We start from the raw sequence: 26126 nt of genomic DNA, 5'->3' as shown, positions 1-26126 counted from the left end.
CATAAATCTCTAGACCCCAGTGGTACGAGAAAAGCAGTCAGGTCATCCCTTCTTATTAACGCGCGTGAAGTCCAACTCGCTGAAGAAACTCCGCAAGCTATGTTCACCTCTTTCGATGTCATACTTGACCGCGTCAATGTCGGCATGAACTGCCATGGCGAAGGACAATGAGTCGGTCATGTTTGGCCGGAAGTTCCTCTCGAACTGGTCGTAGCCAGCCTGCGAGAGGGGTCGCCGAGCAAGCTGGCGCTCGCGCAACTCGAACTGAGCTCGCCGGATGTACATTTCTCGTGGCCCGGTTGAGGACGCTCGGGCGTCCTCGAGCACCTCATACGCTTGCTGAGAATTTGCGGAGGCGATGATTCCAATCAGGCTATCCCGCAACTGTTGCGCGTTGTCCCGCTGGCCGGGGCTATAGACAATACCCTCCGGCCTCTCGACGTCCTCTGTGCGGTCAACGGCCCACGTGGTCCATTGCTGCAGATGCCAGAGGGCCATTACACCTTCATCGCTCGCCTTCGCTAGGGTCACCAGCCTGCCGCCATGGTCGCGACCAAAATGCGCGGCTAGCTGCGCGACAAACGCTTTTACAGCGTCTGGGTCTTTAGGTCCCCAATTGCTAACAGCCCTTTGAAAGCTTGCCGGATAGCTGGTCAGCCAATGAGCCGCCCACATGACGGCGTCCTCTCGAAGTGACAGAAGCGCTGGCTCGGGCGGGTCTGTGAGGAGGGGGGTGAAGGAGTCCTTCATCTTGCGTAAAGCCACTTGTTCAAACTCCGCCCGCGGGACCTGGTTTGGAGAAACCATTACCGCATCCAGGATTCGCTCCGCAACATACGGACGCGAGGGCCCAGCGCCCATCAGGTATGACCAAGCTATCGGGCTCAAAGTCTCACGAATTAGCTTCGGAGCTTGGCTCATTGAAGCGAAGAGCTCTTCAGCGTGCTCTAGTGATACAGCCCCATTCGTAGCCTCCTTCGCAATATTGGAGAGCTCCGAGACCGCAATGGCCGAGTGGGTTTCGGCCAACGGCCAAAACCACTTGGGATAGCCGTTAATCTCAAAGGTGCCGTACCGGAAGGCCCGTCGAATCTCCGGCTCTGAGAGGTCAGGCAGCGAGGCTCCTTGACCGAGCTCCAAATGAAGTCCCTGCAGGCCAGCAGCGGTGATGTGATAGGTCGAGTTGAGTTGCCCCTCGTCGAAGCGCGGGGGGCGGTTGCGCCAAACTTGGCTCAAGCCCTGGCGAACGGCGTTCGCTATTTTTTTCCCGGCTTCCCGTTCAAAGACCTCAATGTTTACTTCGCCATAATGTGAGTTCGGGTTCGTCTGGAGAAGCCATGCCGCAACCCATGACAGGGCGTTCGTCGCCGTTCCGTCGGTGATGGTAGGCAGGAGTTTATTCAAATCTCTTCGCGCTTGGCGACCGACCGTAGGCCCGTCTTTTCGAGACTTGGGCACCCTTGTCGGCTCGACCAATGCAACGCTGGCCCGTATCTGCACCAAGTGAGCTGCGTAGAGCTTCGTCAGTCGCGGATGATTCACTTGCTCAATATCTGCGGCGTGGTATGTGCAAACGCTGCTGTACCCGACCACGGACGTCAACAACTCGCGGTCCTCTAGCCCCGACTTTGCCAACATTCCTAGGAGCGCGCGCCGTACTGGCTCATTGCCGTTCAGCGCTGCACGCAGGGACGCAGTATCGGCGGCAGAGTAGATTGGCGGCTCTGACAAGACGCGCCTAAGCACCAGGCAGAGCTGCGCAACCCGCCGAGAGTCCATCGCGCTCGTGCGGGCGACTAATGTGGCAACGGCGTCAGCGGTCATCTCGACGTACTGACCGTCCAAGCGAACATTCGTACGCCTATTGCGGCCGGTACGCTGTCTCGGCCTTGCTACTCGCACCACGAGTGCCCTGCATAGCTGATAGAGCTGCTCATGCGTGGCGGAGGCCAGCAAGCCACCCGAATCGAGTACGTAGCCAATGTTGAAGCTGTCTCTTCCCTGCTCGAACCGCGCGTCGATAAGCCGAGCGACTTCAGATGGGGCAAAGTAGTTCCATCCCAACCTTCCAAGCACCAGCGCAACGACGCTTTCTCGTGCGTTGTTGCTTGCATTAATCGCTCCGGCAAGGCCCCCAAAGTCTTCCTGATTGCCAACCGCCAACAAATACCGCACATCCGCGCCGTCCTCGAGTAACCGGGAATACTTTCGCTCGTGACGGCGCAGAACTCTTGCGCGCAGAAAATCAGCCCTGCACGTTGTCACAATGTCCATCAGGACATTCCGGGCCAAGTAGTGCCCACCATACGTGTCGTAGAGCTTTGTTATGGCCGTCTCAAGTCGCCTAGGGCCAGCCTGCCAATAGTTCTCGGACGTCAAAGTAAACATACCGCGGCCAGGATGGTCACCCTGCTCGACGAGGCGCCGGATGCTTTCTGTCAATGCTTCAACTGCGTCTGCCAACGGCATCGAACTATTGCGAAGGTCGCCAAAAAACGCCAGCGCTTGCGGGTCGCAGCGAAGAATGACTGCCCGACAATGTGGATTCAGCGTGGCGAGCCAACCCATGAGAGGCAAGTACTCGCGTTGAACACCTTGCTCCCCACTGGGGGAGGACCAAGTGAAGTTCTGAAGTAGTCTCAGCGCCTGGTCAGTCGATTCGACCAGCCCCGCTAATCGCTGCGCTGCCAAGAAGGGAAGCAGCTCATCCGGATATATCTTCACCTGATGAAAGCCCCCATCGATGAAGAGGTGCGAGGCCAATAGTTGTTCGACTGCCCGCTCCGGCAACATCGGTGTGGCAATCAGTCTCGCTGAAAGCGCATTTTCTGGGGTTGCCAACTTTGCTTCTGGCATCTCAATGTTCAACAGCCGGCACACCTGAGACGCTGACGCAAGCTTCCGCGCTGCATGTTCAAGCAGTTCAGCGGGAGGATTTCCCGCGTCCTCAAAGCGATGGTCTGTCGTGCGCAGAACATGTACCGCGCGTACGACTCGCAAGAAAACCTCTGTGAGCGAATCAGTAGGATTACTAAGTAGGTCAATGCTCGCAATGATGTCCAGCCCGCCAGGGCTGCGCGTGAAGCCAGCAAGCCCTCGCTCCCGTGCCAGTTGCACGATGAGGTCTGCTTGTAACTGAGGATGACGCCCACTCAGATAAGTCTTGGCCTGATTAATATCCAGTTGCGTCATCGAAAAGAGACGAAGCTTCTCCGTTTCGGTGGATTCGTCAGACGCCGTGGAACTGTTTGAAGTGTCGCTTACCGCTGAAGATGGAGCGGTCGCCGTACGCTTTATCGAAGCTGGCAACCCGAGTACGGCGGACAACTTGCCGAAGACCTGTGCGGTTAGAATCGCCGGCCTTGTCGAGATAACCCATCTGACGCGGTCCCTGGCCCGCGAAACCTCATTGAGGATTTCATCAATGAGGTAGTCGATGTTCTCTGTCTTGCCAGCTGCTGCTTCATCCAGTGAATCAACAAAGATTGTTAGGATTCCCTTTGATGATGACTTCCATGCCTGGTAGGACTTACGATTGTCGCCCTCAATTGCTCTCTCGAAACTTCTGAGGTCAGCCAATCTTCTGAGGGCTACAAAAACCGCGGCTTGCGAGGCTTCTCGCAGCCGCATTGCCTGGCGCTCCATCTCCGTGGTCTTGCCGAAATTTGCCGGCGCAACAACCACGCACGCGCGGCTCTCCAAGACCCGCGACCAATCAAGACGCTTTCCGCTGACCTCAGAGACCATCAGCTCATTCTCATGGTAGCTTTCTCGCTCGACGAACCGTCGATTCAGATTGAAGTAGGTCATTGCAAGGTCAACGATTGGCAATAATATTTGAAGCGTTTTGAGGGAGTACTGGTTTTTGAGGTTACTGCGCTCTGGCTGCTGCCCGCTGGATTGCGTGGGCTGCAGGAATCAAGTTGACCGCGTTCGTTGGGTTCACCGGCAAAAACCGAACATGCCGCTCGCGCAGCATCGCCCTTATTTTGCGTGGCACTTGCCAGCGCTCGATTCGTCTCAAGGTTGGCCCTTACAGTGGTGCCTGTCTGGTTCGACGGCGAGGACTCTCTGATAGCCACCACTCCCATCGGCTAGCAATTTCTCTAGCAGTCGACACGAGGCGGAGCTTCAATGGACGACTTCGTCGATGTTGCGTCGCTTTCGGGGCGCTAACCGCTTACCTATGCCCCCGCTAATGTTGATTAGAGTCGCAGTGCCGCGCCAACGAGCAAGCAAGCCGCGAACAAAGAAGCCCGCTTGAACCAACGTTGGGAGCGCCTCCGATGAAGTATCTGCTCAGTATCCAGCCAAAACTGAGCAGATACTGAGCAGGTTCCAGGGCATCAGCATTGCACTAGCTGCAACTTGCAAAATCGCCGAGTTGACTCCGTCAACGTCGCGGCGCACATCGGCCGAGTGTCTTGACCGTAGGAACACGCCACTTACCCACCATTTTCGCGAAGTAATAGCTGTGCAACAACGCTGTTAGACCGCAACTTGAAGCGTGGTAATGAAAAAGGCCCGTGTCACCTCGGAACACGAGCCTTAATCACCAAAAAATCAATGAAGTAGGTCTTAGAACGGAATATCGTCATCCATGTCGTCAAAACCGCCGCCCGACTGCTTGGCCGGTGCTTGCTGACGGGCACCGCCACCACCGCGCGAATAGCCGCCACCGCCGCCTTCGTCGCCACCACCACCGCCGCGCGAGTAGCCGCCACCGCCGCCGCCACCTTCACCACCGCTGCGGCCGCCCAGCATCTGCATCTGGTCCGCTACGATTTCCGTGCTGTAACGCTCGGTGCCGTCCTGCGCCTGGTACTTGCGCGTGCGGATACGACCTTCGATATACACCGCCGAGCCCTTCTTCAGGTACTCATTGACGATCTCGGCGAGACGGCCGAAGAACGACACCCGGTGCCATTCCGTCAGCTCCTTGAACTCGCCAGACTGCTTGTCCTTGTAACGGTCGGTCGTCGCCAGACGAATGTTCGCGACCGCATCGCCGCTCGGCATGTAGCGGACTTCGGGATCGGCGCCAAGGTTGCCGACCAGGATCACTTTGTTGACTGATGCCATAAATCTTTCTCCGGTATTGCTGATATCCGATCAGGATTGATGAGGCGCTGGCGTCCTCATCGGTGCGGCGATTATAAGCCACACGACAGCCCCGACTGAGCAAGTGATGAAGATTGCGTTCTGACCGTAGTGGGTCATCAGAAAACCCCCTATCGCCCCGCCGCAAAACAACCCGAGGGCCTGCGTCGTGTTGTACACGCCCACCGCCGCGCCCTTGCGCTGCCCCGGCGCCAGCTTCGACACCAGCGACGGCTGCGATGCCTCCAACACGTTAAAGCCCAGGAAGTACACGAACAGCACGCACGCAATCACGCCCACCGTCGGCGGCAATCCGCCCAGCGCCGCCTGCGCCACCGCGACCAGTGCAATCGCCGAGAGCAGCACCACCTTCATCTTGCCGCGCTTCTCGGCCGCGATGATCGCCGGCACCATCGCCACGAACGACAACCCCATCACCGGCAGATACACCTCCCAGTGCTGCGCCACCGGCAACCCCGCCGCCACCAACATGCGCGGCATCGCCACGAACAGCGCCGTCTGTGTCGCATGCAGCACGAACACGCCGAAATTCAGACGCAACAACTCCGGGTTGTGCAGCACCTCCGAGAACGGCGCCGGGCCCACCTTGGGATGCGCGGGCGGCGTCGGCACGACCCACACCACCACGAAGATCGCCAGTACCGCCAGAATGCCGATGGCCGAGAACAGGCCACTCATGCCCAGCCAGTGATACAGGAACGGTGCACACACGATGGCCACCGCGAACGACAGGCCAATGCTGCCGCCGATCATCGCCATCGCCTTGGTGCGGTTGGCTTCGCTCGTCAGATCGGCCACGCACGCCATCACCGCCGAGGAAATCGCTCCAGCCCCCTGGATCGCCCGGCCGACGATGATCCACGCCAGATCATGCGCCAGCGCCGCCACGAGCGAGCCGATCGCGAACACGATCAGGCCGAACACGATGACAGGCTTGCGCCCCAGCCGGTCGGAAGCCCACCCGTACGGAATATAGAACAGGGACTGCGTCAGACCATAGATGCCGATGGCCAGTCCGACGAGAAAAGTGTTGTTGCCGCCAGGAATCGTCTGCGCGAACACAGAGAACACCGGCATGATCAGAAACAGACCGAGCATGCGCAGTGCAAAAATCCCCGCGAGCGACGCGCTCGCGCGCACTTCCAGCGGGGTCATGCGGCCACCTCGGCCGCGCGTTGTGGCAGGGGAAGCGGGAGTCACGGAATCGGTAGACATTACGTCCTGAGAGATGGAAATAGCGCGCGCAACAACGTGCAGCCTCGGAATCGTCTGATGATTGCTGCCCGGAGGCATGTCGATGGGCCCGGACGACGGTCCGGCGCCAGCCCCCTGGAAAGCGGGCGATTCGCCCCCACCTATGGCCCATGCCGGTATATCGCCCGAGACTACCCGTCAGCCGGTTCAGCCCCAGCAATCAAACTTAGGTATATTAGCAGGTTTAGCCGCCCTGATTTTCCCCCAGCGGCCCGCCCGACCGCTCCCGCCGCCCGCTGCGTCGACGCCCGGCCAACGCCGTGCCGATATCGCGCGACGTCCCGGGAAACTCGGACTCTTGGGGGCCGGAAACCGCCCCGCGACATTTCGCCGCGCGGATTCCTCGGCGACGACCCGGAACCGTGAATGGAAACCATCCGTATTCGTGGGGCTCGTACCCACAACCTCAAGAACGTCAATCTCGACTTGCCGCGTCACCAGCTCGTGGTGATCACCGGCCTGTCCGGTTCCGGTAAGTCGTCGCTGGCCTTCGATACGCTCTACGCGGAAGGTCAGCGTCGCTATGTCGAGAGCCTGTCGGCCTACGCCCGCCAGTTCCTGCAACTGATGGAAAAGCCCGATGTCGACCTGATCGAAGGCCTCTCGCCCGCGATCTCCATCGAACAGAAGGCCACGTCGCACAACCCGCGCTCGACGGTGGGCACGGTCACGGAAATCCACGACTACCTGCGTCTGCTCTACGCGCGCGTGGGTACGCCCTATTGCCCCGACCACGGCCTGCCGCTCGAATCGCAAAGCGTCTCGCAAATGGTCGACGCTGCGCTCGCGCTGCCGGAAGACACCAAGCTCATGATCCTCGCGCCCGTCGTGGTCGATCGCAAGGGCGAGCATGTCGACCTGTTCGAGACGATGCAGGCCCAGGGCTTCGTGCGCTTTCGCATCCGCTCGGGCGGCGGCGCGGCCAACGAAGGCACGGCGCGCGTCTACGACATCGAATCCCTGCCCAAGCTCAAAAAGACGGAAAAGCACTCGATCGACGTGGTCATCGACCGCGTGAAGGTACGCGCCGATCTGAAACAGCGTCTGGCGGAATCGTTCGAAACGGCACTGCGGCTGGCCGACGGCCGGGCCGTGGCGCTGGAAATGGACACCGACAAGGAACACGTTTTCAGCTCGAAGTTCGCATGCCCGGTGTGCTCGTATTCGCTTCAGGAACTCGAGCCGCGCCTGTTCTCGTTCAACAATCCGATGGGGGCATGCCCAAGCTGCGACGGTCTTGGCCACATGACGTTCTTCGATCCAAAGCGCGTCGTCGGCTTCCCGGCGCTCTCGCTCGCCTCGGGCGCGATCAAGGGCTGGGATCGCCGCAACCAGTTCTATTTCCAGATGCTGCAGAGCCTCGCGGCGTTCTACGACTTCGATGTCGACACGCCCTTCGAGGAGCTGCCGGAAGCCACCCAGAAGATCGTACTCTTCGGCTCCGGCGAGCAGACCATTCCCTTCACCTATGTGAATGAGAAGGGCCGCACATCGGTGCGTGAGCATGCCTTCGAAGGCATCATCCCGAATCTGGAACGACGCTATCGCGAAACCGATTCCGTCGCCGTGCGTGAAGAGCTGGCCAAGTACCAGAACAACCAGGCCTGCCCCGATTGCGAAGGCAGCCGCCTGCGTCGCGAAGCCCGTTTCGTCAAGGTCGGCGAAGGCCAGCAGGCGCGCGCGATCTACGAGATCGGCAACCTGCCGCTGCGCGAAACGCTCGGCCACTTCCACGAACTGGTCCTGCACGGTGCGAAGCGCGAGATCGCCGACAAGATCGTCAAGGAAATCGTGGCCCGCCTCACGTTCCTGAACAACGTGGGCCTCGACTACCTTTCGCTCGAACGCAGCGCCGATACGCTCTCGGGCGGCGAAGCGCAGCGCATCCGCCTGGCGTCGCAAATCGGCTCGGGCCTCACCGGCGTGATGTACGTGCTCGACGAGCCGTCCATCGGCTTGCATCAGCGCGATAACGACCGCCTGATCGGCACGCTCAAGCATCTGCGCGATCTTGGCAACTCGGTCATCGTGGTCGAACACGACGAGGACATGATTCTCGCAAGCGATTACGTCGTCGACATGGGGCTGGGCGCGGGGATCCACGGCGGCAGGGTGATCGCACAAGGCCGCCCCGAGCAGATCGAAAACGCGCCGGAGTCGCTCACGGGGCAGTACCTGTCCGGCGCGCGGCGTATCGAAGTGCCTGCGCAGCGACGCGCGCCGAGCGACGATCGACTGCGAATTCTGGACGCATCGGGCAACAACCTCAAAAACGTCTCGCTGGATCTGCCGGTCGGGTTGCTGACCTGCGTGACCGGCGTGTCCGGTTCGGGCAAGTCGACGCTGATCAACGACACCCTGTATCACGCCGTCGCACGGCATCTCTACGGGTCGTCGGCCGAGCCGGCGCCGTATGACCAGATCGAAGGGCTGGAGCACTTCGACAAGGTCATCAACGTCGACCAATCGCCCATCGGACGCACGCCGCGCTCGAACCCGGCCACCTACACGGGGCTGTTCACCCCGATCCGCGAACTCTTCGCCGGCGTGCCCGCGGCCAAGGAGCGTGGCTACGATCCGGGCCGTTTCTCGTTCAACGTCAAGGGCGGACGCTGCGAAGCCTGTCAGGGCGATGGCGTCATCAAGGTCGAGATGCACTTCCTGCCCGATGTGTATGTGCCCTGCGATGTCTGCCACGGCAAACGCTACAACCGCGAAACGCTCGAAATGCAGTACAAGGGCCGCAATATCTCGGAGGTGCTCGACATGACGGTCGAGCAGGCGCACGAGTTCTTCAAGCCGGTGCCGGTCGTCGCGCGCAAGCTCAGGACATTGCTGGACGTGGGCCTGGGCTACATTCGCCTCGGCCAGTCGGCCACCACGCTCTCGGGCGGTGAGGCGCAGCGCGTGAAGCTCTCGCTCGAACTCTCGAAGCGCGACACGGGCCGAACGCTTTACATCCTTGACGAACCGACGACCGGGCTGCACTTTCACGATATCGAGCTGCTGCTCACGGTGATCCACCGGCTGCGCGATCAAGGCAATACCGTGGTCATCATCGAGCACAATCTCGACGTGATCAAAACGGCGGATTGGGTGATCGATCTCGGGCCGGAAGGCGGCGCGGGCGGTGGGCAAATCATTGCGCAAGGCACGCCCGAGCAAGTGGCGGCGAACAAGGCCAGCTTCACCGGCAAGTACCTCGCCCCATTGCTGACGCGCGCAAAGTAAGCGCATCGCCCGTTCGGGCTGTCTTACGTCACGACACGCGCGAGCGCCTTGCGAGGGTCGCCCGCGTCGTCGCGGCAGAGTCTTATTACAAGGACGTCATTGCATGGAACCGCGCTCTGGCTGGCATCCGGATCGGGATGCCTGGATCGAACTGGCGAGCTACGCGGCCGCCGCCCTCGCCCTTTGGCTGATTCTGAGCATCCACCTGCTCTCGGTGGTGCTCGCGGGGACGGTCGTCTATCAGCTCGTGCACGTGCTCGGGCCGCGCCTGCAACTGCGCATCTCCAGCGAGCGCGCCCGGCTGGTCGCCGTCGCCCTCCTGTCGGCGGTGATCGTCGCGCTGATGACCGCGATCATCTTCGGCATCATCACGTTCTTCCGCAGCGACGCCGGCCATCTGGAACACCTCAACGGCCGGATGATGGACGTGGTCGAGCAGGCGCGTGCGCAGTTGCCCGCCTGGATCACGGCACGCCTGCCGGCCGACAGCGACGACATCCACCAGTCCATCACCGGCTATCTGAAGGACCACACGCAGGAGATGTCGCTCGTCGGCAAGGAAGCGCTCAACGCGATGGTGCACATCATCGTGGGGCTCGTGCTCGGCGCACTCGTGGCCCTCTCGTCGATCCGGCCCGTGCACAGCATGCGCCCGCTCTCGGCCGCGCTCTCACGGCGCGTCACGCTGTTTGGCGATGCGTTTCGCCGCATCGTGTTCGCCCAGGTCAAAATCTCGGCAATCAACACGCTCTTCACCGCGATCTTCCTGCTCGGTGTGCTGCCGCTGTTCGACGTTCACTTGCCGCTGCGCAAGACGATGATCGTGGTGACGTTCGCCGTGGGCCTGCTGCCGGTCGTCGGGAATCTGATCTCGAACACGTTCATCGTGGTGCTGGGCCTGTCGGTCTCGTTGTACGTGGCCATCGCCGCCCTGACCTTCCTGATCGTGATTCACAAACTCGAGTACTTCCTGAACGCCCGCATCGTCGGCACACAAATCCAGTCGCGCTCCTGGGAGCTTCTGCTCGCCATGCTCGTCATGGAAGCCGCGTTCGGGCTGCCCGGACTGATCGCCGCGCCGATCTATTACGGCTATCTCAAGAGCGAACTGGCGGAAAAGCAACTCGTCTGAGTAACGCCCGGCGCCCTGGCGCCCGCTGCCACCGTCGAATCATCGACAGGCACCGGGCGTTTTTCCGGACGCCATTTGACATTTCGTCACTGAATGACATAATGTCAAATCATGAAATCTGCCAAATCGTCTGCCCCCCGCATGCTCGACGAGAACGCCTTGCTGCTTCGTGAAGGTCGCAAGATTGTCGAGGCGCTCGGTCAGACCTTCGCGCCGCTTGTCGAAGTGGTGTTGCACGACCTGACCGATCCAGACCATGCCATCGTGGCGATCGCCAACAATTTGTCGGGGCGCGAAGCCGGCGATGCCGTCACGGAGATGGGCCTCGCGCGCATCGCCGACCCGGCATTTCCCGAGGTCATCGCGAACTACGCGAATCGGTTTCCCGATGGGCGTCCGGCCAAGAGCACGTCCATCGGGCTGAAAAACGGTCGCGGCGAGTATGTCGCCGCCATTTGCCTGAACATGGACATCTCGATGCTCGCGGCGGCGGCGGCCAGCGTGCAGCAACTGGTGAGCGTGCCCAACCATGCGCCGACGCCCGTGCGCGAAACGCTCTCGACGCGCCGTCTCGACGACATCGTTCCACTGATCACCGACTTCGCCGCGCAGCGCAACACCACGCCGCAGGGCCTGACGCTCGCGCAGCGCCGCGAAGCCATCCGCCTCGTCGAGGCCCGCGGTCTGCTCGACCTTCGTCACGCGCACGCCGAAGTGGCACGCGCGCTGGGCGTCGCCCGCTCGACCGTCTACACCTATCTCTGCGACACGAAAGGCACATCATGACAACTTCTTCGCTGGCGATTACCTATGGCGACATCGCTGCCGCCCACGACCGGATTCGGGAGGCAGCGCATCGTACGCCCGTGCTGACGTCGCGTACCGCCGACGCCATGACCGGCGCCCGCCTGTTCTTCAAGGCGGAGAATTTCCAGCGTATGGGCGCGTTCAAGTTCCGCGGGGCCTACAACGCGATCTCGCAGTTCACGGCCGAGCAGAAGCGCGGCGGCGTGCTGGCCTTCTCGTCGGGCAATCACGCGCAGGCGATTGCGCTCTCCGCGCGCGAGCTTGGCGTGCCGGCCGTCATCCTGATGCCCCAGGACGCCCCGCAGATGAAGATTGACGCGACGCGCGGTTACGGGGCGGAAGTGATGCTGTTCGACCGTTACCAGGAGGATCGCGAAGCGCTTGCGAAGCGTCTCGCGCAGGAGCGCGGCATGACGCTGATTCCGCCGTACGACCATCCGCACGTGATGGCCGGCCAGGGCACGGCAACCAAGGAGTTGATCGAGGACGCGGGTGAGCTGGACACCCTCGTCGTTTGCCTAGGCGGTGGCGGGTTGCTCTCGGGCAGTGCCGTCGCGGCGCGCGCATTGAATCCCGACATCGAGATCTACGGGGTGGAACCGGCGGCCGGCAACGACGGCCAGCAGAGTTTTCGCACGGGCAAGATCGTGCACATCGAAACACCGCGCACGATTGCCGACGGCGCGCAGACCCAGCATCTCGGCGAATACACGTTCCCGGTGATTCGCGCGCTCGTCGACGACATCGTGACCGTGACCGACGAGGAACTCGTACAGACGATGCAGTTCTTCGCGAGCCGCATGAAATTCGTGGTCGAGCCGACCGGCTGCCTCGCCGCGGCGGCGGTGCTGCAAGGCAAACTGGATATCCGCGGCAAGCGCGTGGGCATCATCCTGTCGGGCGGTAACGTCGATATGGCGCGCTTCGCCAAACTCACGTTGGGAGAAACGGTATGAGCACCCAGGCCGATGGCATCGACGCCGTGAACGTGGCGGCGCTGCAGCCGCCGCGCGGTCACTATTCGCATGGTGTCCGCGCGGGCGGATTCGTCTTCGTGTCGGGGCAGTTGCCGATCACGCCGGAAGGCGAGCGCCTCGCCGGCGCGCCGTTCGCCGTACAGGCGAAGCAGGCGTTGGATAACGTCGCAACGATTCTTGCTGCGTGCGGCACGCGCATCGACCGCTTGGTGCAGGTGCGCGTGTACATCACGAACGTCGACGACTGGGGGCCTTTCAATGAGGTCTACGCCGCCTGGGCCGGCGAGGCGAAGCCCGCCCGCGCGGTCGTGCCGGTGCCCGCACTCAGTCATGGCGTGGCGGTGGAGATCGAGGCCACGGCGTTGGCAGGCTGATTCGGCGGCACCCACGCGGTGACGGCATCGAGGTGGACGCGCGGCGGCGCCGCTGCCGACTGGCAGGAACGCGCGTCGTCAGGCTCGGCATTGCGCACTTTGCCCACCGGAGATGGTGCGTCCGTTTTCCAAAGCTTGGCAACGGTTTGCGAAATATCCCAGGATTTTTGCGCGTACAGATTCGTCCGATGGATACACTTTGGGCCACGAACGCCGACGACCACCACGCCATGACAACTCCTGATTCTTCGCCTCTGACGCAGGCGGCCACCCCCGACGCAACGCCCCCGCAATCACAGCAACGCATCGACGACGAGCCGATGCGGCTCATTACCAGCTTCAACGACGTTTTCGTCGTCGTCGCGTCGGCGCTGCTCATGTTCGGCACGGCGTGGCTGACACGCACGCTGCCGCCATGGCTTACAGCGCTGGTCTGCGCGGCGCTCTTCTGGGGACTGTCGGAGGTGTTCGTGCGGCGCCGTCGCATGGCACTCCCCGCCCTCTTCTATTGCTTCGGTTTCATCGCATCGTTTGCCAGTGTCGGCCTCATCGGCATACAAGCCGCCGCGCCGGGATTTGGCTCGGGCGAACCCATCCCGCCCGAGGCGGAAGGACTCGCGCTGGGCGCCCATGTCCTGCTGTCGCTGTTCGCAAGCTATGCCGGCATCGCCGTCGGCACGGTGTTGTACTGGCGACGCTTTCGAGTGCCGGTCACCCTCGCCATGGGCATCGGCGGGGTGGTTTTCCTGACCTGGCTCTTCGTCGTGATTCTTGGCGAGAACCTCATCGACGCCCTGCGCGCCGTGACCATCGTCGGCGGTCTCGCGATCTTCGTCTGGGCATTGCGATGGGACGCCCGCGACCCCAAGCGCACGACCTTTCGCTCAGACGTCGCGTTCTGGCTGCATCTGCTCGCCGCCTGCATGGTCACGCATCCAATCTTCTGGGCGCTCATGCCGGATCACGCCGTCGGCGCCATCGCATTCTTCGTCTTGCTCACGGGAATTTCGCTCGCGATCGACCGTCGCGCCCTGATGATGTCGTCGCTGTTGTATGTGATTACGGCAATGCTCAACCTTCTCGTGACCTCGGAGAACACGCATGCGTTGGCGGTTGTCGCCGTCGTGGTCGGCGGCGCCCTGTTGCTCCTGTCCGCCTTCTGGCACCCGTCACGCGCGGCGGTCCTGAGGCTGCTGCCCGCAGGCTGGCGCGCACGCCTGCCTCATTGAAGCGTTACCCGCGCCAGCAATTTCATATAGTGATCGAGCGATGGCGTCGGCATGCCGGCGACCTTCGCGCGGTCGTCCCAGCGACGTAGCCGCAGCGCCGCCTCGGCATGCTCGCGAGCCAGGAACGTCTTCGCCTCGTCATCGCTGAACACCCCGCCCTGCAACGCCAGACTGCGCACCGAATCGACCGAGAGTTTGCTGAAGTAATCGGGATCGACCGCGCACAGACAGCGCTTGGCATCCACGTGCAGACGAATGGGATCGAGCACCGCGTTGCTGAACAGCGGGCGCAGGAAAGGCAGGGCGAAGTACTGATGCAGATCATCGATGCCGCGCTCAGAGGGCGTTTCGCCCTGAAGGTTGAGCAGATGACCGAGATCGTGCAGGAAACTGGCGGCCACCAGCGCCTCGTCGGCGCCTTCGCTCTCGGCCAATGCCGCGCTTTGCAGCGCATGCTCCAATTGCGTGACCGGCTCGCCGCTGTAAGCAAGCGAACCGAAGTTATCGAACAGGGTGCGGATGTCCGGCAGGCTCAGGGCCATCGTGTGAACTCTCGTTGTCGTCGCGAACACCGGCGGCGGCAGCCGTCGCGACATCGGCCAGTACCGCCAGCGTCGACGCCTTCGATTCCTTGGGCGTCTTCGAATCCCTTGTATCCTTCGCGTCCTTGCCGTCCTTCGGCTTGTCCCGCATGCGGCTCTTGCGCAGCGCACCGGCATCGTCGAGCACCGGATACGCCGTCGAGCAGAACAGCGAGTTCAAACGCTTCATGTCGCTGATGATGTCCAGGTGCAGTGAACTCGTCTCGATGCTCTGCACCGACTGGCCCGCCAGACGGTTCAAGTGCGTGTACGAATAGGCGCGCTCCAGATCGCGGAAGCTCTCCTTCTCGGCCATGAGCCGCTGCGCACTCCGGAGGTCGGTGTTCAGGAACACCGAGAGCCCCAGTTGCAGGTTCGTCACCAGTCGCGCGTGCATGTCGCAGATTTCCTGCAACCCCGCTTCCGAGAACGACAGCTTGTGCGAGATCTTTTTCTCCTCGACCTCCGTCACCATGCGCTCGATGATGTCGCCCGCGTGCTCCAGATTGATCGTGAGCGAAATGATGTCCGTCCAGCGGCGACTGTCCTGCTCGCTCAGGTTCTCGCGCGACACGCGCGTCAGGTACATCTTCACCGCGGTATAGAGATGGTCGACGTCGTCGTCGAGCCGGCGTGTCTCTCTCGCGCGCGCCACGTCGTTGCTGCGAATGACTTCGAGCAACCCATTGAGCATCTGCTCGACGATGTCGCCCATGCGCAGCGTCTCGCGTGTCGCGTTGGACAGCGCCACCGACGGCATCTCCAGCGCGCTCTCATCCAGGTGGCGAGGACGCATCACGCCGTCCACCTCCGGCCGTTCCGAGAGCAGACGCACACACAGGCGCGCCATCGGCTCGGTGAAGGCGAGGAACACCACGCATCGCACCAGGTTGTAGAGCACGTGGAAATTGACGACGGCTTGCGCGGGGGCATCCGAGAGCCAGCTCACCAGCGCCGGCGCATAGTCGACGAACGGCAGCACGATCAGGCAGCCGATCAGCTTGAACACAAGGCTGCCGAAGACCACGCGACGGCCCGCCGCATTCTGCCCGGCCGACGTGAGCATCGCGAGCATGCCGCTGCCCAGATTCGCGCCGATCACGAGGCACAAGGCCACCTTGAGCGAAATCACGCCCGACGACGCCAGCGTCGCCGTCAACAGCACCGCCGCCAGACTCGAATACGACACCATCGCGAAGAGCGCACCGATCAGCGTGTCGAGCATCACATCGCCGGTCAGTGACCCGAACAGCACCTTGACGCCCGCCGCTTCGGTCATCGGCGTGGTCGCGTTCACGATCAATTGCAACGCCAGCACGATCAACCCGAGCCCGATGGCCACGCGGCCGATCTGGCCAGCGCGCGTCTGCTTGCGCGACAGAAAGAAGACCACGCCGAAGAAGATCAACAACGGCGAAAGCCAATGCAGATCGAACGTCAGGATTCGCGCCATCAGCGCCGTACCGACGTCCGCCCCCAACATGATCGACAGCGCGGGTGCGAGCGCGATCAGGCCCTGTGCACCGAACGACGAGACGATAAGCGCCGTCGCGTTGCTGCTCTGCACGAGTCCCGTGACGAGCAAGCCTGCCGCAAACGCGAGGAATCGATTCGAAATGCTGTGCGACAGAATGCGCCGCAGATCGGCGCCGTAGACGCGCAAGACCCCGGTACGCACGATGTGCGTCCCCCAGATCAGCATTGCAACGCCGGAGAGCAGGTTAAGGAGTGTCAGCATGCCAGTGTTCCGTGATCATTGTGTCGACGGGACCGGCAGCGCCCTGCGCCGCCAACATGACGCGCACACTGGTTTGCCAAACCGGCATCCCGCGTCAGTCCAACACTGGCGTCGGGATGCGTATGAAGTTCACGCGTCATGCGTATCCCCAATCGGAACACCGTACACCAAAATGACCAGCGCAACAATCGTGTCATCAATTTGTCACAATTTTTGCCCTGATTCCGCCAAGCCTTGTTGCGCAAGGGGAACAGCCTGAGCCGAAGCGCCGCGAAACGCGGCTTTTCGCCCCATTCGACCGTGTCGGCGGGCGCCCCTTGCGCGGTCGATCACCTGCCTCAGACACCCCACGGCAACGTGAACGTTTTGGTGTTGGTGAAGCTCTTCATCGCCTCCTGCACGCCTTCTTTGTAGCCGAGCCCGGAATCCTTGATGCCGCCAAACGGCGTCAACTCGATGCGATAGCCCGGCACTTCCCAGATATTGACCGTCCCCACCTGCAGTTCGTTGGTGAAGCGCGTCACATAATCAAGGCGGTTCGTGCACACGCCGGACGACAGACCGAATGCCGTGCCGTTGGAGATGGCGATGGCTTCGTCAATGCTGCCAAACGTCAGAATCGGCGACACCGGCCCGAAGGTCTCTTCGCGCACGACCGTCATTTTCGGATCGACGCGATCGATGACAGTCGGCGAGTACAGCGCGCCCTCGCGCCGGTTGCCCACGAGCAAGCGGGCGCCCTGTGACACCGCTTCGTTCACGCGTGCCTCGAACAGGCGGGCGGCCGCTTCGTCGATGACCGTACCCATGTCGTTGGCGCCGTCGGCCGGGTCGCCGTACCTCCACGCGCGGGTCTTTTCCACCACGAGATCGGTGAACTGGGCCGCAATATCGCGATGGACGAGCATCCGCTTGACGGCCGTGCAGCGCTGGCCTGAATTCTTGTACGACCCCTGCACCGCCAGATCGGACGCACGATCGAGATCGGCGTCCTCCATCACGATCAACGGATCGTTGCCGCCGAGTTCGAGCACGATGCGACGATAGCCCGCCTTCGACGCGATGTACTTGCCGATCGACACGCCCCCGGTGAACGTGATCATGTCGATGTTCTCGTTCGTGAGCAGCTCGTCGGCAATCTCCATCGGGTCACCGGTCACGACTTGCAGCATTTCCGGCGGCAGACCCGCTTCATAAAGCGTGTCTGCCAGGTAGCAGGCCGAGAGCGGCACCTTTTCCGACGGCTTGAGCACCATGCGATTGTTGGTCGCAATCGACGGCGCGACCTTGTGCGCCACCTGGTTCATGGGGTGGTTGAACGGTGTGATGGCCGAGATGGCCCCGAGCAGCGGCTCTCGCTGCGTTACAACGCGGCGCTTCTTGCCATGCGGCGTGAGATCGCACGAGAACGCCTGTCCGTCGTCCTTGAGCGCTTCGCCGGCGGCGAACCCGAGCACATCGGCCACGCGACCGATTTCGTAGACGGCGTCTTTCTTGCACAACCCCGATTCCATCGTGATGATCGCCGCCGCCTCGACCGTGCGCTCGCGCAGCAACGCCGCGGCCTTATCGAGAATGTTGGCGCGCTCGAAGCGCGTGAGCGTCGAGCGATACTGCTTCGCAATCGAGAACGCGCGGCGCACGTCATCGAGCGAGGCTTTCGGCACCGTGCCCACCAGATCGCCCGAGTAGGGATTGAAGATTTCGATGATCCGATCGCGGGTCACCTTCTCGCCGCCGATGCGAAGCGCTTCGGCGCGGAACTGGGGATGCAGCTTGTGCGGCGCATTCATGGGGTTCTCCACAGCGTGTCCAATGGGTCGGGGCCCGCCAACACAACCGTTCTGGGTTGCGTGCCGCGGGCTCACGGGGCAAAGGCGTTGCGATACCGCGTCAGACGTGATTGAGTGCCACGTCGAGAATGTCGAAGTTGCGCAACCGCGCCTTGCCCGGAATGCCGCCGGTCTTGCGGTTGAACAGCAACGGCACCGTCTGCTCCGAGATCCCGCCATGCGAGCGCAGCGGCACCGTAAGTCCGGTCAGATCGTGACGGCTGGCACTCGTGCCCAACACGACCGACTGATCGCTCACAACGACCAGGTCGCCCACGCGGTCGGGCGGCAGTTCGAAGCGAGCGCATGCCTCGGCGTTGCTCAGCACGACCTCGATACCGGGCATCGCGGCGATGCGCCGGCGAATGGCGTCGCGATCCACGTCCTGCGGCAGATAGATCGTGGCAAACGAGCCGAGCGCGCCGTGATGCACCACGTAGGGATCGGTAATCGGCAGAATCACTCGCGCGCCGCCGGCTTCCACGCCCTTGCCGAGCCAGTCGTCGAGCAGATCCTGCAAATAGATGACATTGGGCCGGCCAGTCGCCGGATCGTGCTTGGCGTTCATGCCGTGGTCGGCCGTCAGTCCGATGACGGCGCCCAGCGCGTCCATGCGACGCAGATAGCCGTCCATCATCGCGTAGAAATCGTTCGCGCCCTGCGTGCCCGGCGCCCATTTGTGCTGAACGTAGTCGGTCGTCGAGAGATACATCAGGTCGATGTGACGCGTCTCCAGCAGGCGCACCCCGGCGGCGAACACGAACTCGGAAAGTGCCGCGCTGTAGACGTCCGGCACCGGCATGCCGACGAGTCCCAGCACGTCGTCGATACCGTTCTCGGCGAGCGTGACGTGGTCCGCCTTTTCCGACGAGAAGCAGATGCCCGTCATGCGATGGCCGAGCAGCTTGCGCAGCTTGTCCTTCGCGGTCACGACCGCCACGCTCGCCCCCGCATCGGCGGCGGCGGCAAGCACCGTGCCCGCGCGCAGGTAGGCAGGATCGTTCATCATGACTTCCGCGCCGCGACCGCCATCGGCCGACGGGTCGAAGAAGTAATTGCCGCAGATGCCATGCACGGCGGGGGGTACGCCGGTCACAATCGACAGGTTGTTCGGGTTGGTGAACGACGGCACGACGCAGTCGCCCTGAAATACCGCACCGTCCGCCAGCAGGTGCTTCAGGTACGGGGCGACGCCGGCAGCAGCGGCGGCTTCGAGATACTCGAACTGGCAGCCATCGACGCAGACGATGACGGTCGGCTGTTGCGGCAACCGGTATTGGCGGCCGTTAACTTCGATCTGTACGGACGGGTTCACGTCGGGTCTCCTCAAGCGCAATTCGGTAAATGGCCGACGGTGTCGCCCTCGCGGCAGCACGCACCCGACGGCCGGGTATTCAGCAGTACAAATCGTTCACGGTCCTTCAGCCGGCCTTCGCCTGCGCGGCGGCACCAGGTGCCCGCGCAAGGGCCTCGCGAATGCGCGCGCGGCCTCGCGACAGATGCTCGCGCGTGACTTGCGCCGCATGCTCGGGGTCGCGCGACGCAATCGCGCTCACGATGTCGCGATGCTCACGCGCCGACTGCGGCGGCGCAGACGTATCGCCGGTCAGCGCTTCGTGACGGAACAGGCTCAGCTCCCTGACCAGGCGCCGGTAGGTTTCAATTAACTTGCGATTGCCGACCATCTCGACGAGCGCGTCGTGAAACGCCAGGTTCAGCCGGTAATACGCCTCGCTGTCGCCCGCCTCTACCGCAATGTGCATAGCCTCGACGGACTCGCGCAGACGGGTGAGCTGCGCCGAGGTGATCGACTCCGCCAGCGTGCGCGCCACGAATTCGTCGAGCACGCCGCGCAGCGTGTAGATCTCTTCGGCCTCCTCCAGCGAGATAACGCGCACAAACACGCCCCGATTCTTCTCGGTGCGCAGCAGCCCCGCTTCTTCGAGCGCGCGAAACGCTTCGCGCACCGGACCGCGCGACACGCCCAGACGGCCGGCCACTTCGATCTCGTTGAGCTTGGTGCCGGGCGTAAGGGCGCCCGCCATGATGAGACGCTCGATTTCGTGCTGGACAAGCGTGGTCAGCGACTGGCTCTGTAACAGCTCGATCGCCGAGGGCGACGTGGGATTTGGGTTCATACCGGTCTTCCTTCTCTCCGAACGCTGGCGTCATCCTGCGACGCGATCCCGCAACGGCACAAATCGCTTCCGCGCCGATCATTGGCAATTTGTGGCGTTACGCGACTATTTGTGTTGTTGACTATTCAAGCACAACGATTTGTAGATTGTCAACAAATTGCACTCGCCATTTCCCAGAGATTGCGCAGAACCGCTGAACAACGTTGCGCGCAGCGACGACAAAACCCTATCCCAATCAAAGGTTTCCATACTATTTGAGGTATTTGACGAACAGATGACAACACCTCAGCGGTTTCAATAAAACGACATAATTTGCCAATAATATGCAACACATCGCCTCGCCGAGGTGTTTACCGAACGCAGCTTGTTTTCCCGCTTGATAGGAGGCGGTCATGATTCTTGGTCAGGAACCGATTCTGCTCACCCCCGGCCCGCTCACCACGTCGCCGGCGACGCGGCAGGCCATGTTGCGCGACTGGGGCTCGTGGGACGCGCAGTTCAACCGCGTCACCGCGTCGCTGTGCCGCGATCTCGTGGACATCGTGCAGGGCGGCGACACGCATGTCTGCGTCCCGCTCCAAGGCTCGGGCACGTTCTCGGTCGAAGCGGCCATCGGCACGCTCACGCCGCGCGACGCACGCATTCTCGTGCCGGACAACGGCGCGTACTGCCAGCGCCTGCTCAAGATCTGTCGCTATCTCGGGCGCGACGCCGTCGCCCTGCCCATTCCCGACGATCAGGCGGCCAGTGCCATCGCGATCGACGAAGCGCTCACGCGCGATCCGTCGATCACGCACGTTGCTCAGGTCCATCTGGAAACTGGCGCGGGGGTCCTCAATCCGCTCGCGGATATTGCACACGTCTGCCAGAGGCACGGTAAAGGGCTGATCGTCGATGCCATGAGTTCGTTCGGCGCGCTGGACATCGACGTGCGAACGATGCCGTTCGACGCGCTGGTCGCCGCGAGCGGCAAATGCCTGGAAGGGGTGCCGGGCATGGGCTTCGTGATCGCCAGGCGGTCAGTGCTCGAAGCGAGCGGCGGCAACAGCCATTCGCTGGCGATGGACCTGCACGACCAATACGCATACATGCAGAAGACCACGCAATGGCGCTTCACCCCGCCAACGCACGTGGTCGCGGCCCTGCGCGCGGCCGTCGATCAGTTTCTCGCCGAGGGCGGCCAACCGGCTCGCGGCGAACGCTACCGCAAGAACTGCCGGACATTGGTCGAGGGGATGGCGTCGCTGGGCTTCCGGCCGTTCCTCGCGCCGGAGATTCAGGCGCCCGTGATCGTGACGTTCCACGCGCCCGCCGACAGCAAGTACGATTTCCAGACGTTCTATGCGGCGGTGCGCGAACGGGGTTACATCCTCTACCCCGGCAAGCTCACGCAGATCGACACGTTTCGCGTGGGCTGCATTGGCGCCGTGGACGATAACGAAATGCGCAACGTCGTCACGGCGATCGGGCAGTCGCTGGCGTCGCTCGGCATTCGGCAAGTCGCGCCCCTCACGCGCGCAGCGTGATGGGGTGGCCGCCGACGCATGCAGGGCGCGGCGTTCTCGACGGCCCTCACGTTCGGCGACGCAACTCGGCGTCGCCGAACGAGCACGGCACTCGCCGGCCTCGGGCGCCTCGGGTAAGCTCTCGGGTGTCGCGCGCTTGCGCTCCCACGCTCCGAGGTCGCCGCCTATGCCGTCGTCGAAGACACCTGACGCCGCCCCGCCGGTCAAAGCCAACCCCGCTCGCAAGCGCGGCGCCAAACTTCCCGAGATTCGCTTCAAGCGGGTATACGATGCCCCCGAAGCTGCCGACGGCCAACGCGTGCTCGCCGATCGCCTCTGGCCCCGCGGTCTCGCCAAGGCCAAGGCGCAAATCGACTTCTGGGCCAAGGACGCCACCCCGAGCACGCCGCTGCGCCAGTGGTTTCACCAGCATCCCGAGCAGTTCGACGAATTCCGCCAACGCTATCTGGATGAACTCGCCGCGCTCGACGCCGAGCGAAACGCCACGCTCACAGACCTGCGCACGCGATTGACCGAAGGCCCCATCACGTTGCTCACCGCAGCCCATCGACTGGAAGAGGAGGATGCGCACACGCACCTCGACGTGCTGCGCGACTTCCTGACATCGCGATAGGCTCGAACGCCTGCGAGGGCATCGACGCTGGTGTCGTTGCCGGCGTCGCTGCAACCGCCAGCATGCAACGATCGACCGCGCGTTTCGATAGATACAACAACGTATTGTGGTGCAACACCGCATTCCACCCTCCAAAACGATGTTGCCCGGCGCGGGCTCCGTGAAAACCCGCATGACGCCTGGCGCTGCACGCGACCGGCGCGGACCGCGGAGAAGTTTGCTATAACCCTCACTGCGCCGCCATCGAGCCTGCGATGACCGGCGCACCGCCGTGTTATCGATTGCCCCCCGCTGACGCACCGCCGCTCGTGTGTCGAGTCGTTCTTCGTTTGCTTACCCGGTTGCCGCGACGGCAACGTCATGCCTCATGCTTGTTCCACTGATCGTTGCCTGCGCGCTGTTCATGGAGAACATGGATTCCACCGTGTTGTCCACCTCGTTGCCGTTGATTGCGCAAGATCTCGGCGAGAGCCCGATCACGCTCAAGCTCGCGCTCACGACCTACCTCATCAGCCTCGCGGTCTTCATTCCGATCAGCGGATGGATTGCCGATCGTTTCGGCACGCGCAATGTCTTTCGCACGGCCATCGGCGTGTTCGTGCTTGGCTCGATCTGCTGCGGCATCTCGAGCACGCTGCCGGAACTGGTGATCGCGCGTTTCATCCAGGGCATGGGCGGTGCGATGATGGTGCCGGTGGGACGCCTCGCCTTGCTCAAGTCCGTGGAAAAGCGCGACATGGTGCGCGCACTCAATTACCTCACGATCCCCGCGCTGGTCGGCCCGGTGCTCGGCCCGCCGCTTGGCGGCTTCATCACCACGTACTGGCATTGGCGCTGGATCTTCTACATCAACATCCCCATCGGCGTGCTCGGCTTCGTTCTTGCAACGAAGTACATTCCCGATCTTTATGAGGACGACGTGCCGCCGCTCGACATCCGGGGCTTCGTGCTGTCGGGCCTCGGACTCTCGATCCTGATGCTGGGGTTGTCCACCATCGGCCGCCATCTGATCCCTGTGTCGCTCGCGCTGGGACTCGTCGCCATCGGTGCGGCGTTGCTCGTGGCCTACCTGCGTCATGCGAAGGGGCTCGCGCATCCGCTGCTGCGGCTCGACCTCTTTCGCATCCCCACGTTCCGCGCCGGTGTCGCGGGCGGCACGCTGTTTCGCATTGGCGTCGGCGCCACGCCATTCCTGCTGCCGCTGATGCTGCAACTGGGTTTCGGGATGACGCCGATGGAATCGGGCGCGCTCACGTTCATCTCGGCCGCGGGCGCGATGTTCATGAAGACGCTCTCGCTACGCATTCTGCAACGCTGGGGTTTTCGCCGCGTGCTGATGACGAACGCGCTGATCGCGTCGGCGACGCTCGGCGGCTACGGGTTGTTCACCGCGCAGACGTCGCATCTGGTGATTCTCGGCACGCTGCTGTTTGGCGGATGCTTCCGCTCGTTGCAGTTCACGAGCCTGAACGCCATTTCATACGCGGACGTGCCGGCGCCGCGCATGAGTCAGGCAACCAGCCTGGCCAGCGTCGCCCAACAGGTGTCGCTCACGCTGGGCATCACCATCGGCGCCGCCGTGTTGCAGACGTCGTCGTGGCTGCACGGGCGCGATCATGTGATCGACGTCGACTTCCCGTGGGCGTTCCTGGTGGTCGGGCTGATTGCCGTGAGTTCGACGATTTCGATTGCGCGGCTTGCGCGCGATGCCGGCAGTGAGCTGGCGCGGCGCACCTAGCGCGTCGCTTAGCGGAAGATCACTGTCTTGTGGCCGTTGAGCAGAATGCGATGCTCGGCGTGATAACGCACGGCGCGCGCCAGCGCCACACATTCCACGTCGCGCCCGATGGCGGTCAGTTGCTCCGGGTCCATCGTGTGGTCCACGCGCTCGACTTCCTGCTCAATGATCGGACCCTCGTCGAGATCGGACGTCACGTAGTGCGCCGTCGCCCCGATCAGCTTCACGCCACGGTCGAACGCCTGATAGTACGGTTTCGCGCCCTTGAAGCTCGGCAGGAATGAATGGTGAATGTTGATCGCGCGGCCTGCGAGCTTCTCGCACAGATCGCTGGACAACACCTGCATGTAGCGCGCGAGGACCACCAGATCGATGTCGTTGTCCTGCACCAGTTCATACACCTTCGCTTCCTGCGCCGCCTTCGATTCGGGCGTTGCGTTCATGAGCGGCAGGTAATGGAACGGAATGTTGTAGCTCGCGGCCAGTTGGTAGAAATCCTTGTGGTTCGAGACGATGGCCGGGATTTCGATGTTGAGCTGGCCCGTCTTGTAGCGGAACAACAGATCGTTCAGGCAGTGACCGATCTTCGAGACCATGAGCATCACGCGCGGCTTGATCGCGGCGTCGACCAACTCCCATTGCATCTCATACTGCACGGCGAGCGGGGCAAAGTCGCGCTGCAACGCGACCAGATCGCTCTGGCCCGGCAGTTGCTGGAAATGCACGCGCATGAAGAAGCCGCCGGTGAAGCGATCGTTGAACTGGGCCGAGTCGAGAATGTTGCCGCCGCGCTCGACCAGGAAACCGGCCACCGCGTGGACGATGCCAGGACGGTCCGGGCAGGACAACTTCAGAATGTAGCTATTTTCGATCGGTGCCATGATTGCTCCTGGGCAAAGGCTTGCAATGTCGTTGCAGTGTTGAAATCGGTATCGATGGACGTGCGTCCAATGGCCTCGATCATTCGTCCGCCGGCTTGAACAACGCCTCGATTCCGGCGCAGTCCTTGGTGCGAATGGCGCCCTCGCGCAGCAGGAAGTCGAGACTGGCGAGGCTCGCGTCGACGGTCATCTTGCCGTGCGCGATCACCTCGCGCACGTCGCCGGCCGAGCACAGCCAGTGCGCGCTCGCCTCGCCGTCCTGATTCTCGGGCACGAAGCCGCGCGGCAGCGCGAGATCGTAGACGAAAATCTGCTCGGACTGCACGCCCTCCGGAATTTCCGCGAGGATATGCAGCGTGCGGCCAGGCCGCGCGTCGTTCGCCAGATGGGCCGGAATGCCGGCCTCTTCCCAGCACTCCTTGACGAGCGTGTCGCCCACGCCAATCCCATTGCCGATGCCCCCGGCGGCCGTATTGTCGAGACAACCGGGATCGGTCGCCTTGAGCACACTGCGCCGCGCAATCCAGAGCTTCGGTGCTTCGCCCACGAAGCGGGCCGGCACGTAGCCGTTCACATGCACGGCGAACGTGCGCGTGCCGAAAAAGCGCGAGGCCGCGCGTTCGATCCACGCGAGCGGCGCGTCATAGAGCCGTTGCCGGATGGCATAGCGCTCATTGCGCCAACCCGTGATGAGTCCCTCGGCCGCCAGCGCCTCGATCACCGGCGCCAGCGCCGCCGTGCGCGCTTCGCAGGTATCGTGGCGCGGATGAATCCGCACCGCGAGTGAACTGATCTCGAACACGTCGGGCCAACGGCACAGCGACTCGGCGTCGCGACGGCGAACCCACCCATAACGCTGCGAACCGATCACGAGCGGCAGATGCGCGGTGTCGTCGAAGCGGCGCGCCGCCGCAATACAAGCAAAAGGCATACGTCAGAGACCGGACGCGCCCC

At 62.7% G+C, this 26126-nt stretch carries 19 protein-coding genes; 9 read left to right on the top strand and 10 right to left on the bottom strand.

Going from position 1 to position 26126, the window contains the following annotated elements; translation table 11 throughout:
- Window positions 1-42: 42 nt before the first annotated feature.
- The 3 genes from BGP02_RS11015 to BGP02_RS11005 all read right to left on the bottom strand — a co-directional run bounded on the left by BGP02_RS11015 (window position 43) and on the right by BGP02_RS11005 (window position 6276).
- Entirely contained in the window at window positions 43-3810 is a 3768-nt protein-coding gene (locus tag BGP02_RS11015; RefSeq protein ID WP_286798493.1) for an NACHT domain-containing protein, read from the bottom strand.
- Between the two features lie 768 nt (window positions 3811-4578).
- Window positions 4579-5082: a single-stranded DNA-binding protein gene (locus tag BGP02_RS11010; RefSeq protein ID WP_286798492.1), complete on the bottom strand. Its 504-nt coding sequence runs from the start codon at window positions 5080-5082 to the stop codon at window positions 4579-4581.
- A 30-nt stretch (window positions 5083-5112) separates the two neighbouring features.
- Window positions 5113-6276, bottom strand: coding sequence for an MFS transporter (locus BGP02_RS11005; protein WP_017232618.1), 1164 nt, complete (start codon window positions 6274-6276; stop codon window positions 5113-5115).
- 465 nt (window positions 6277-6741) lie between these two features.
- Here BGP02_RS11005 and uvrA point away from each other — a divergent pair, with 465 nt between their 5' ends.
- From uvrA to BGP02_RS10975, 6 genes are all read left to right on the top strand, one after another.
- The gene (uvrA, locus tag BGP02_RS11000) at window positions 6742-9606 is read left to right on the top strand and encodes an excinuclease ABC subunit UvrA (RefSeq protein WP_150562292.1); all 2865 of its coding nucleotides are present in this window, start codon (window positions 6742-6744) and stop codon (window positions 9604-9606) included.
- Between the two features lie 103 nt (window positions 9607-9709).
- Window positions 9710-10738, top strand: coding sequence for an AI-2E family transporter (locus BGP02_RS10995; protein WP_017232620.1), 1029 nt, complete (start codon window positions 9710-9712; stop codon window positions 10736-10738).
- A 111-nt stretch (window positions 10739-10849) separates the two neighbouring features.
- Entirely contained in the window at window positions 10850-11524 is a 675-nt protein-coding gene (locus BGP02_RS10990) for a helix-turn-helix transcriptional regulator (protein ID WP_268567208.1), read from the top strand.
- Window positions 11521-12501, top strand: coding sequence for a threo-3-hydroxy-L-aspartate ammonia-lyase (locus tag BGP02_RS10985; protein ID WP_017232622.1), 981 nt, complete (start codon window positions 11521-11523; stop codon window positions 12499-12501). The genes BGP02_RS10990 and BGP02_RS10985 overlap by 4 nt, the downstream gene beginning before the upstream one ends.
- Window positions 12498-12896 carry a RidA family protein gene (locus BGP02_RS10980; RefSeq protein ID WP_150562290.1) on the top strand — a complete coding sequence of 133 codons (399 nt, stop codon included), beginning with the start codon at window positions 12498-12500 and terminating at the stop codon, window positions 12894-12896. Before BGP02_RS10985 ends, BGP02_RS10980 begins: the two co-directional genes overlap by 4 nt.
- Before the next feature lie 230 nt (window positions 12897-13126).
- The gene (locus BGP02_RS10975; protein WP_286798491.1) at window positions 13127-14125 is read left to right on the top strand and encodes a hypothetical protein; all 999 of its coding nucleotides are present in this window, start codon (window positions 13127-13129) and stop codon (window positions 14123-14125) included.
- Here the strand turns inward: BGP02_RS10975 and BGP02_RS10970 are convergent.
- From BGP02_RS10970 to BGP02_RS10950, 5 genes are all read right to left on the bottom strand, one after another.
- Complete coding sequence (locus BGP02_RS10970) at window positions 14119-14667, bottom strand: phosphonate degradation HD-domain oxygenase (RefSeq protein WP_017232625.1); 549 nt, start codon at window positions 14665-14667, stop codon at window positions 14119-14121. The genes BGP02_RS10975 and BGP02_RS10970 overlap by 7 nt on opposite strands.
- Window positions 14627-16444 carry a Na/Pi cotransporter family protein gene (locus BGP02_RS10965; RefSeq protein ID WP_083902213.1) on the bottom strand — a complete coding sequence of 606 codons (1818 nt, stop codon included), beginning with the start codon at window positions 16442-16444 and terminating at the stop codon, window positions 14627-14629. The genes BGP02_RS10970 and BGP02_RS10965 overlap by 41 nt, the downstream gene beginning before the upstream one ends.
- A gap of 338 nt (window positions 16445-16782) precedes the next feature.
- Window positions 16783-18237: a phosphonoacetaldehyde dehydrogenase gene (phnY, locus tag BGP02_RS10960; protein WP_261939291.1), complete on the bottom strand. Its 1455-nt coding sequence runs from the start codon at window positions 18235-18237 to the stop codon at window positions 16783-16785.
- 100 nt (window positions 18238-18337) lie between these two features.
- Window positions 18338-19591: a phosphonoacetate hydrolase gene (gene phnA / locus BGP02_RS10955; RefSeq protein WP_286798490.1), complete on the bottom strand. Its 1254-nt coding sequence runs from the start codon at window positions 19589-19591 to the stop codon at window positions 18338-18340.
- Between the two features lie 106 nt (window positions 19592-19697).
- Window positions 19698-20414, bottom strand: coding sequence for a phosphonate utilization associated transcriptional regulator (locus BGP02_RS10950; protein ID WP_261939292.1), 717 nt, complete (start codon window positions 20412-20414; stop codon window positions 19698-19700).
- 392 nt (window positions 20415-20806) lie between these two features.
- Between BGP02_RS10950 and BGP02_RS10945 the strand changes: the two genes are divergently transcribed.
- From BGP02_RS10945 to BGP02_RS10935, 3 genes are all read left to right on the top strand, one after another.
- Window positions 20807-21940: a 2-aminoethylphosphonate--pyruvate transaminase gene (locus tag BGP02_RS10945; protein WP_286798489.1), complete on the top strand. Its 1134-nt coding sequence runs from the start codon at window positions 20807-20809 to the stop codon at window positions 21938-21940.
- A gap of 166 nt (window positions 21941-22106) precedes the next feature.
- On the top strand, window positions 22107-22553 hold the full coding sequence (locus tag BGP02_RS10940) for a DUF488 domain-containing protein (protein WP_261939294.1): 447 nt from the start codon (window positions 22107-22109) through the stop codon (window positions 22551-22553).
- A 367-nt stretch (window positions 22554-22920) separates the two neighbouring features.
- Window positions 22921-24291 carry an MFS transporter gene (locus BGP02_RS10935; RefSeq protein WP_017232632.1) on the top strand — a complete coding sequence of 457 codons (1371 nt, stop codon included), beginning with the start codon at window positions 22921-22923 and terminating at the stop codon, window positions 24289-24291.
- Between the two features lie 8 nt (window positions 24292-24299).
- Here BGP02_RS10935 and purU read toward each other — a convergent pair whose 3' ends face one another.
- Entirely contained in the window at window positions 24300-25172 is an 873-nt protein-coding gene (purU, locus tag BGP02_RS10930) for a formyltetrahydrofolate deformylase (protein WP_017232633.1), read from the bottom strand.
- Between the two features lie 79 nt (window positions 25173-25251).
- Window positions 25252-26103, bottom strand: coding sequence for an NUDIX hydrolase (locus tag BGP02_RS10925; protein WP_017232634.1), 852 nt, complete (start codon window positions 26101-26103; stop codon window positions 25252-25254).
- Window positions 26104-26126 lie beyond the last annotated feature (23 nt).

It is taken from the genome of Pandoraea sp. 64-18 (genome assembly GCF_001899225.1).
GTDB lineage: Bacteria > Pseudomonadota > Gammaproteobacteria > Burkholderiales > Burkholderiaceae > Pandoraea > Pandoraea cepalis.
Note: the sequence above shows the minus strand (reverse complement) of the source record. Positions and strands in the feature narration are given on the sequence as shown.

What these genes read in the sequence shown, in the direction of transcription:
- BGP02_RS10925 (WP_017232634.1), bottom strand. Translation starts at nt 26,103, where the DNA reads ATGCCTTTTGCTTGTATTGCGGCGGCGCGCCGCTTCGACGACACCGCG.
- BGP02_RS10970 (WP_017232625.1), bottom strand. Translation starts at nt 14,667, where the DNA reads ATGGCCCTGAGCCTGCCGGACATCCGCACCCTGTTCGATAACTTCGGT.
- BGP02_RS10995 (WP_017232620.1), top strand. Translation starts at nt 9,710, where the DNA reads ATGGAACCGCGCTCTGGCTGGCATCCGGATCGGGATGCCTGGATCGAA.
- BGP02_RS11015 (WP_286798493.1), bottom strand. Translation starts at nt 3,810, where the DNA reads ATGACCTACTTCAATCTGAATCGACGGTTCGTCGAGCGAGAAAGCTAC.
- BGP02_RS10990 (WP_268567208.1), top strand. Translation starts at nt 10,850, where the DNA reads ATGAAATCTGCCAAATCGTCTGCCCCCCGCATGCTCGACGAGAACGCC.
- BGP02_RS10965 (WP_083902213.1), bottom strand. Translation starts at nt 16,444, where the DNA reads ATGCTGACACTCCTTAACCTGCTCTCCGGCGTTGCAATGCTGATCTGG.
- phnY (WP_261939291.1), bottom strand. Translation starts at nt 18,237, where the DNA reads ATGAATGCGCCGCACAAGCTGCATCCCCAGTTCCGCGCCGAAGCGCTT.
- BGP02_RS10945 (WP_286798489.1), top strand. Translation starts at nt 20,807, where the DNA reads ATGATTCTTGGTCAGGAACCGATTCTGCTCACCCCCGGCCCGCTCACC.
- BGP02_RS10935 (WP_017232632.1), top strand. Translation starts at nt 22,921, where the DNA reads ATGCTTGTTCCACTGATCGTTGCCTGCGCGCTGTTCATGGAGAACATG.
- uvrA (WP_150562292.1), top strand. Translation starts at nt 6,742, where the DNA reads ATGGAAACCATCCGTATTCGTGGGGCTCGTACCCACAACCTCAAGAAC.
- purU (WP_017232633.1), bottom strand. Translation starts at nt 25,172, where the DNA reads ATGGCACCGATCGAAAATAGCTACATTCTGAAGTTGTCCTGCCCGGAC.
- BGP02_RS10985 (WP_017232622.1), top strand. Translation starts at nt 11,521, where the DNA reads ATGACAACTTCTTCGCTGGCGATTACCTATGGCGACATCGCTGCCGCC.
- BGP02_RS10940 (WP_261939294.1), top strand. Translation starts at nt 22,107, where the DNA reads ATGCCGTCGTCGAAGACACCTGACGCCGCCCCGCCGGTCAAAGCCAAC.
- BGP02_RS10975 (WP_286798491.1), top strand. Translation starts at nt 13,127, where the DNA reads ATGACAACTCCTGATTCTTCGCCTCTGACGCAGGCGGCCACCCCCGAC.
- BGP02_RS11005 (WP_017232618.1), bottom strand. Translation starts at nt 6,276, where the DNA reads ATGACCCCGCTGGAAGTGCGCGCGAGCGCGTCGCTCGCGGGGATTTTT.
- BGP02_RS10950 (WP_261939292.1), bottom strand. Translation starts at nt 20,414, where the DNA reads ATGAACCCAAATCCCACGTCGCCCTCGGCGATCGAGCTGTTACAGAGC.
- BGP02_RS11010 (WP_286798492.1), bottom strand. Translation starts at nt 5,082, where the DNA reads ATGGCATCAGTCAACAAAGTGATCCTGGTCGGCAACCTTGGCGCCGAT.
- BGP02_RS10980 (WP_150562290.1), top strand. Translation starts at nt 12,498, where the DNA reads ATGAGCACCCAGGCCGATGGCATCGACGCCGTGAACGTGGCGGCGCTG.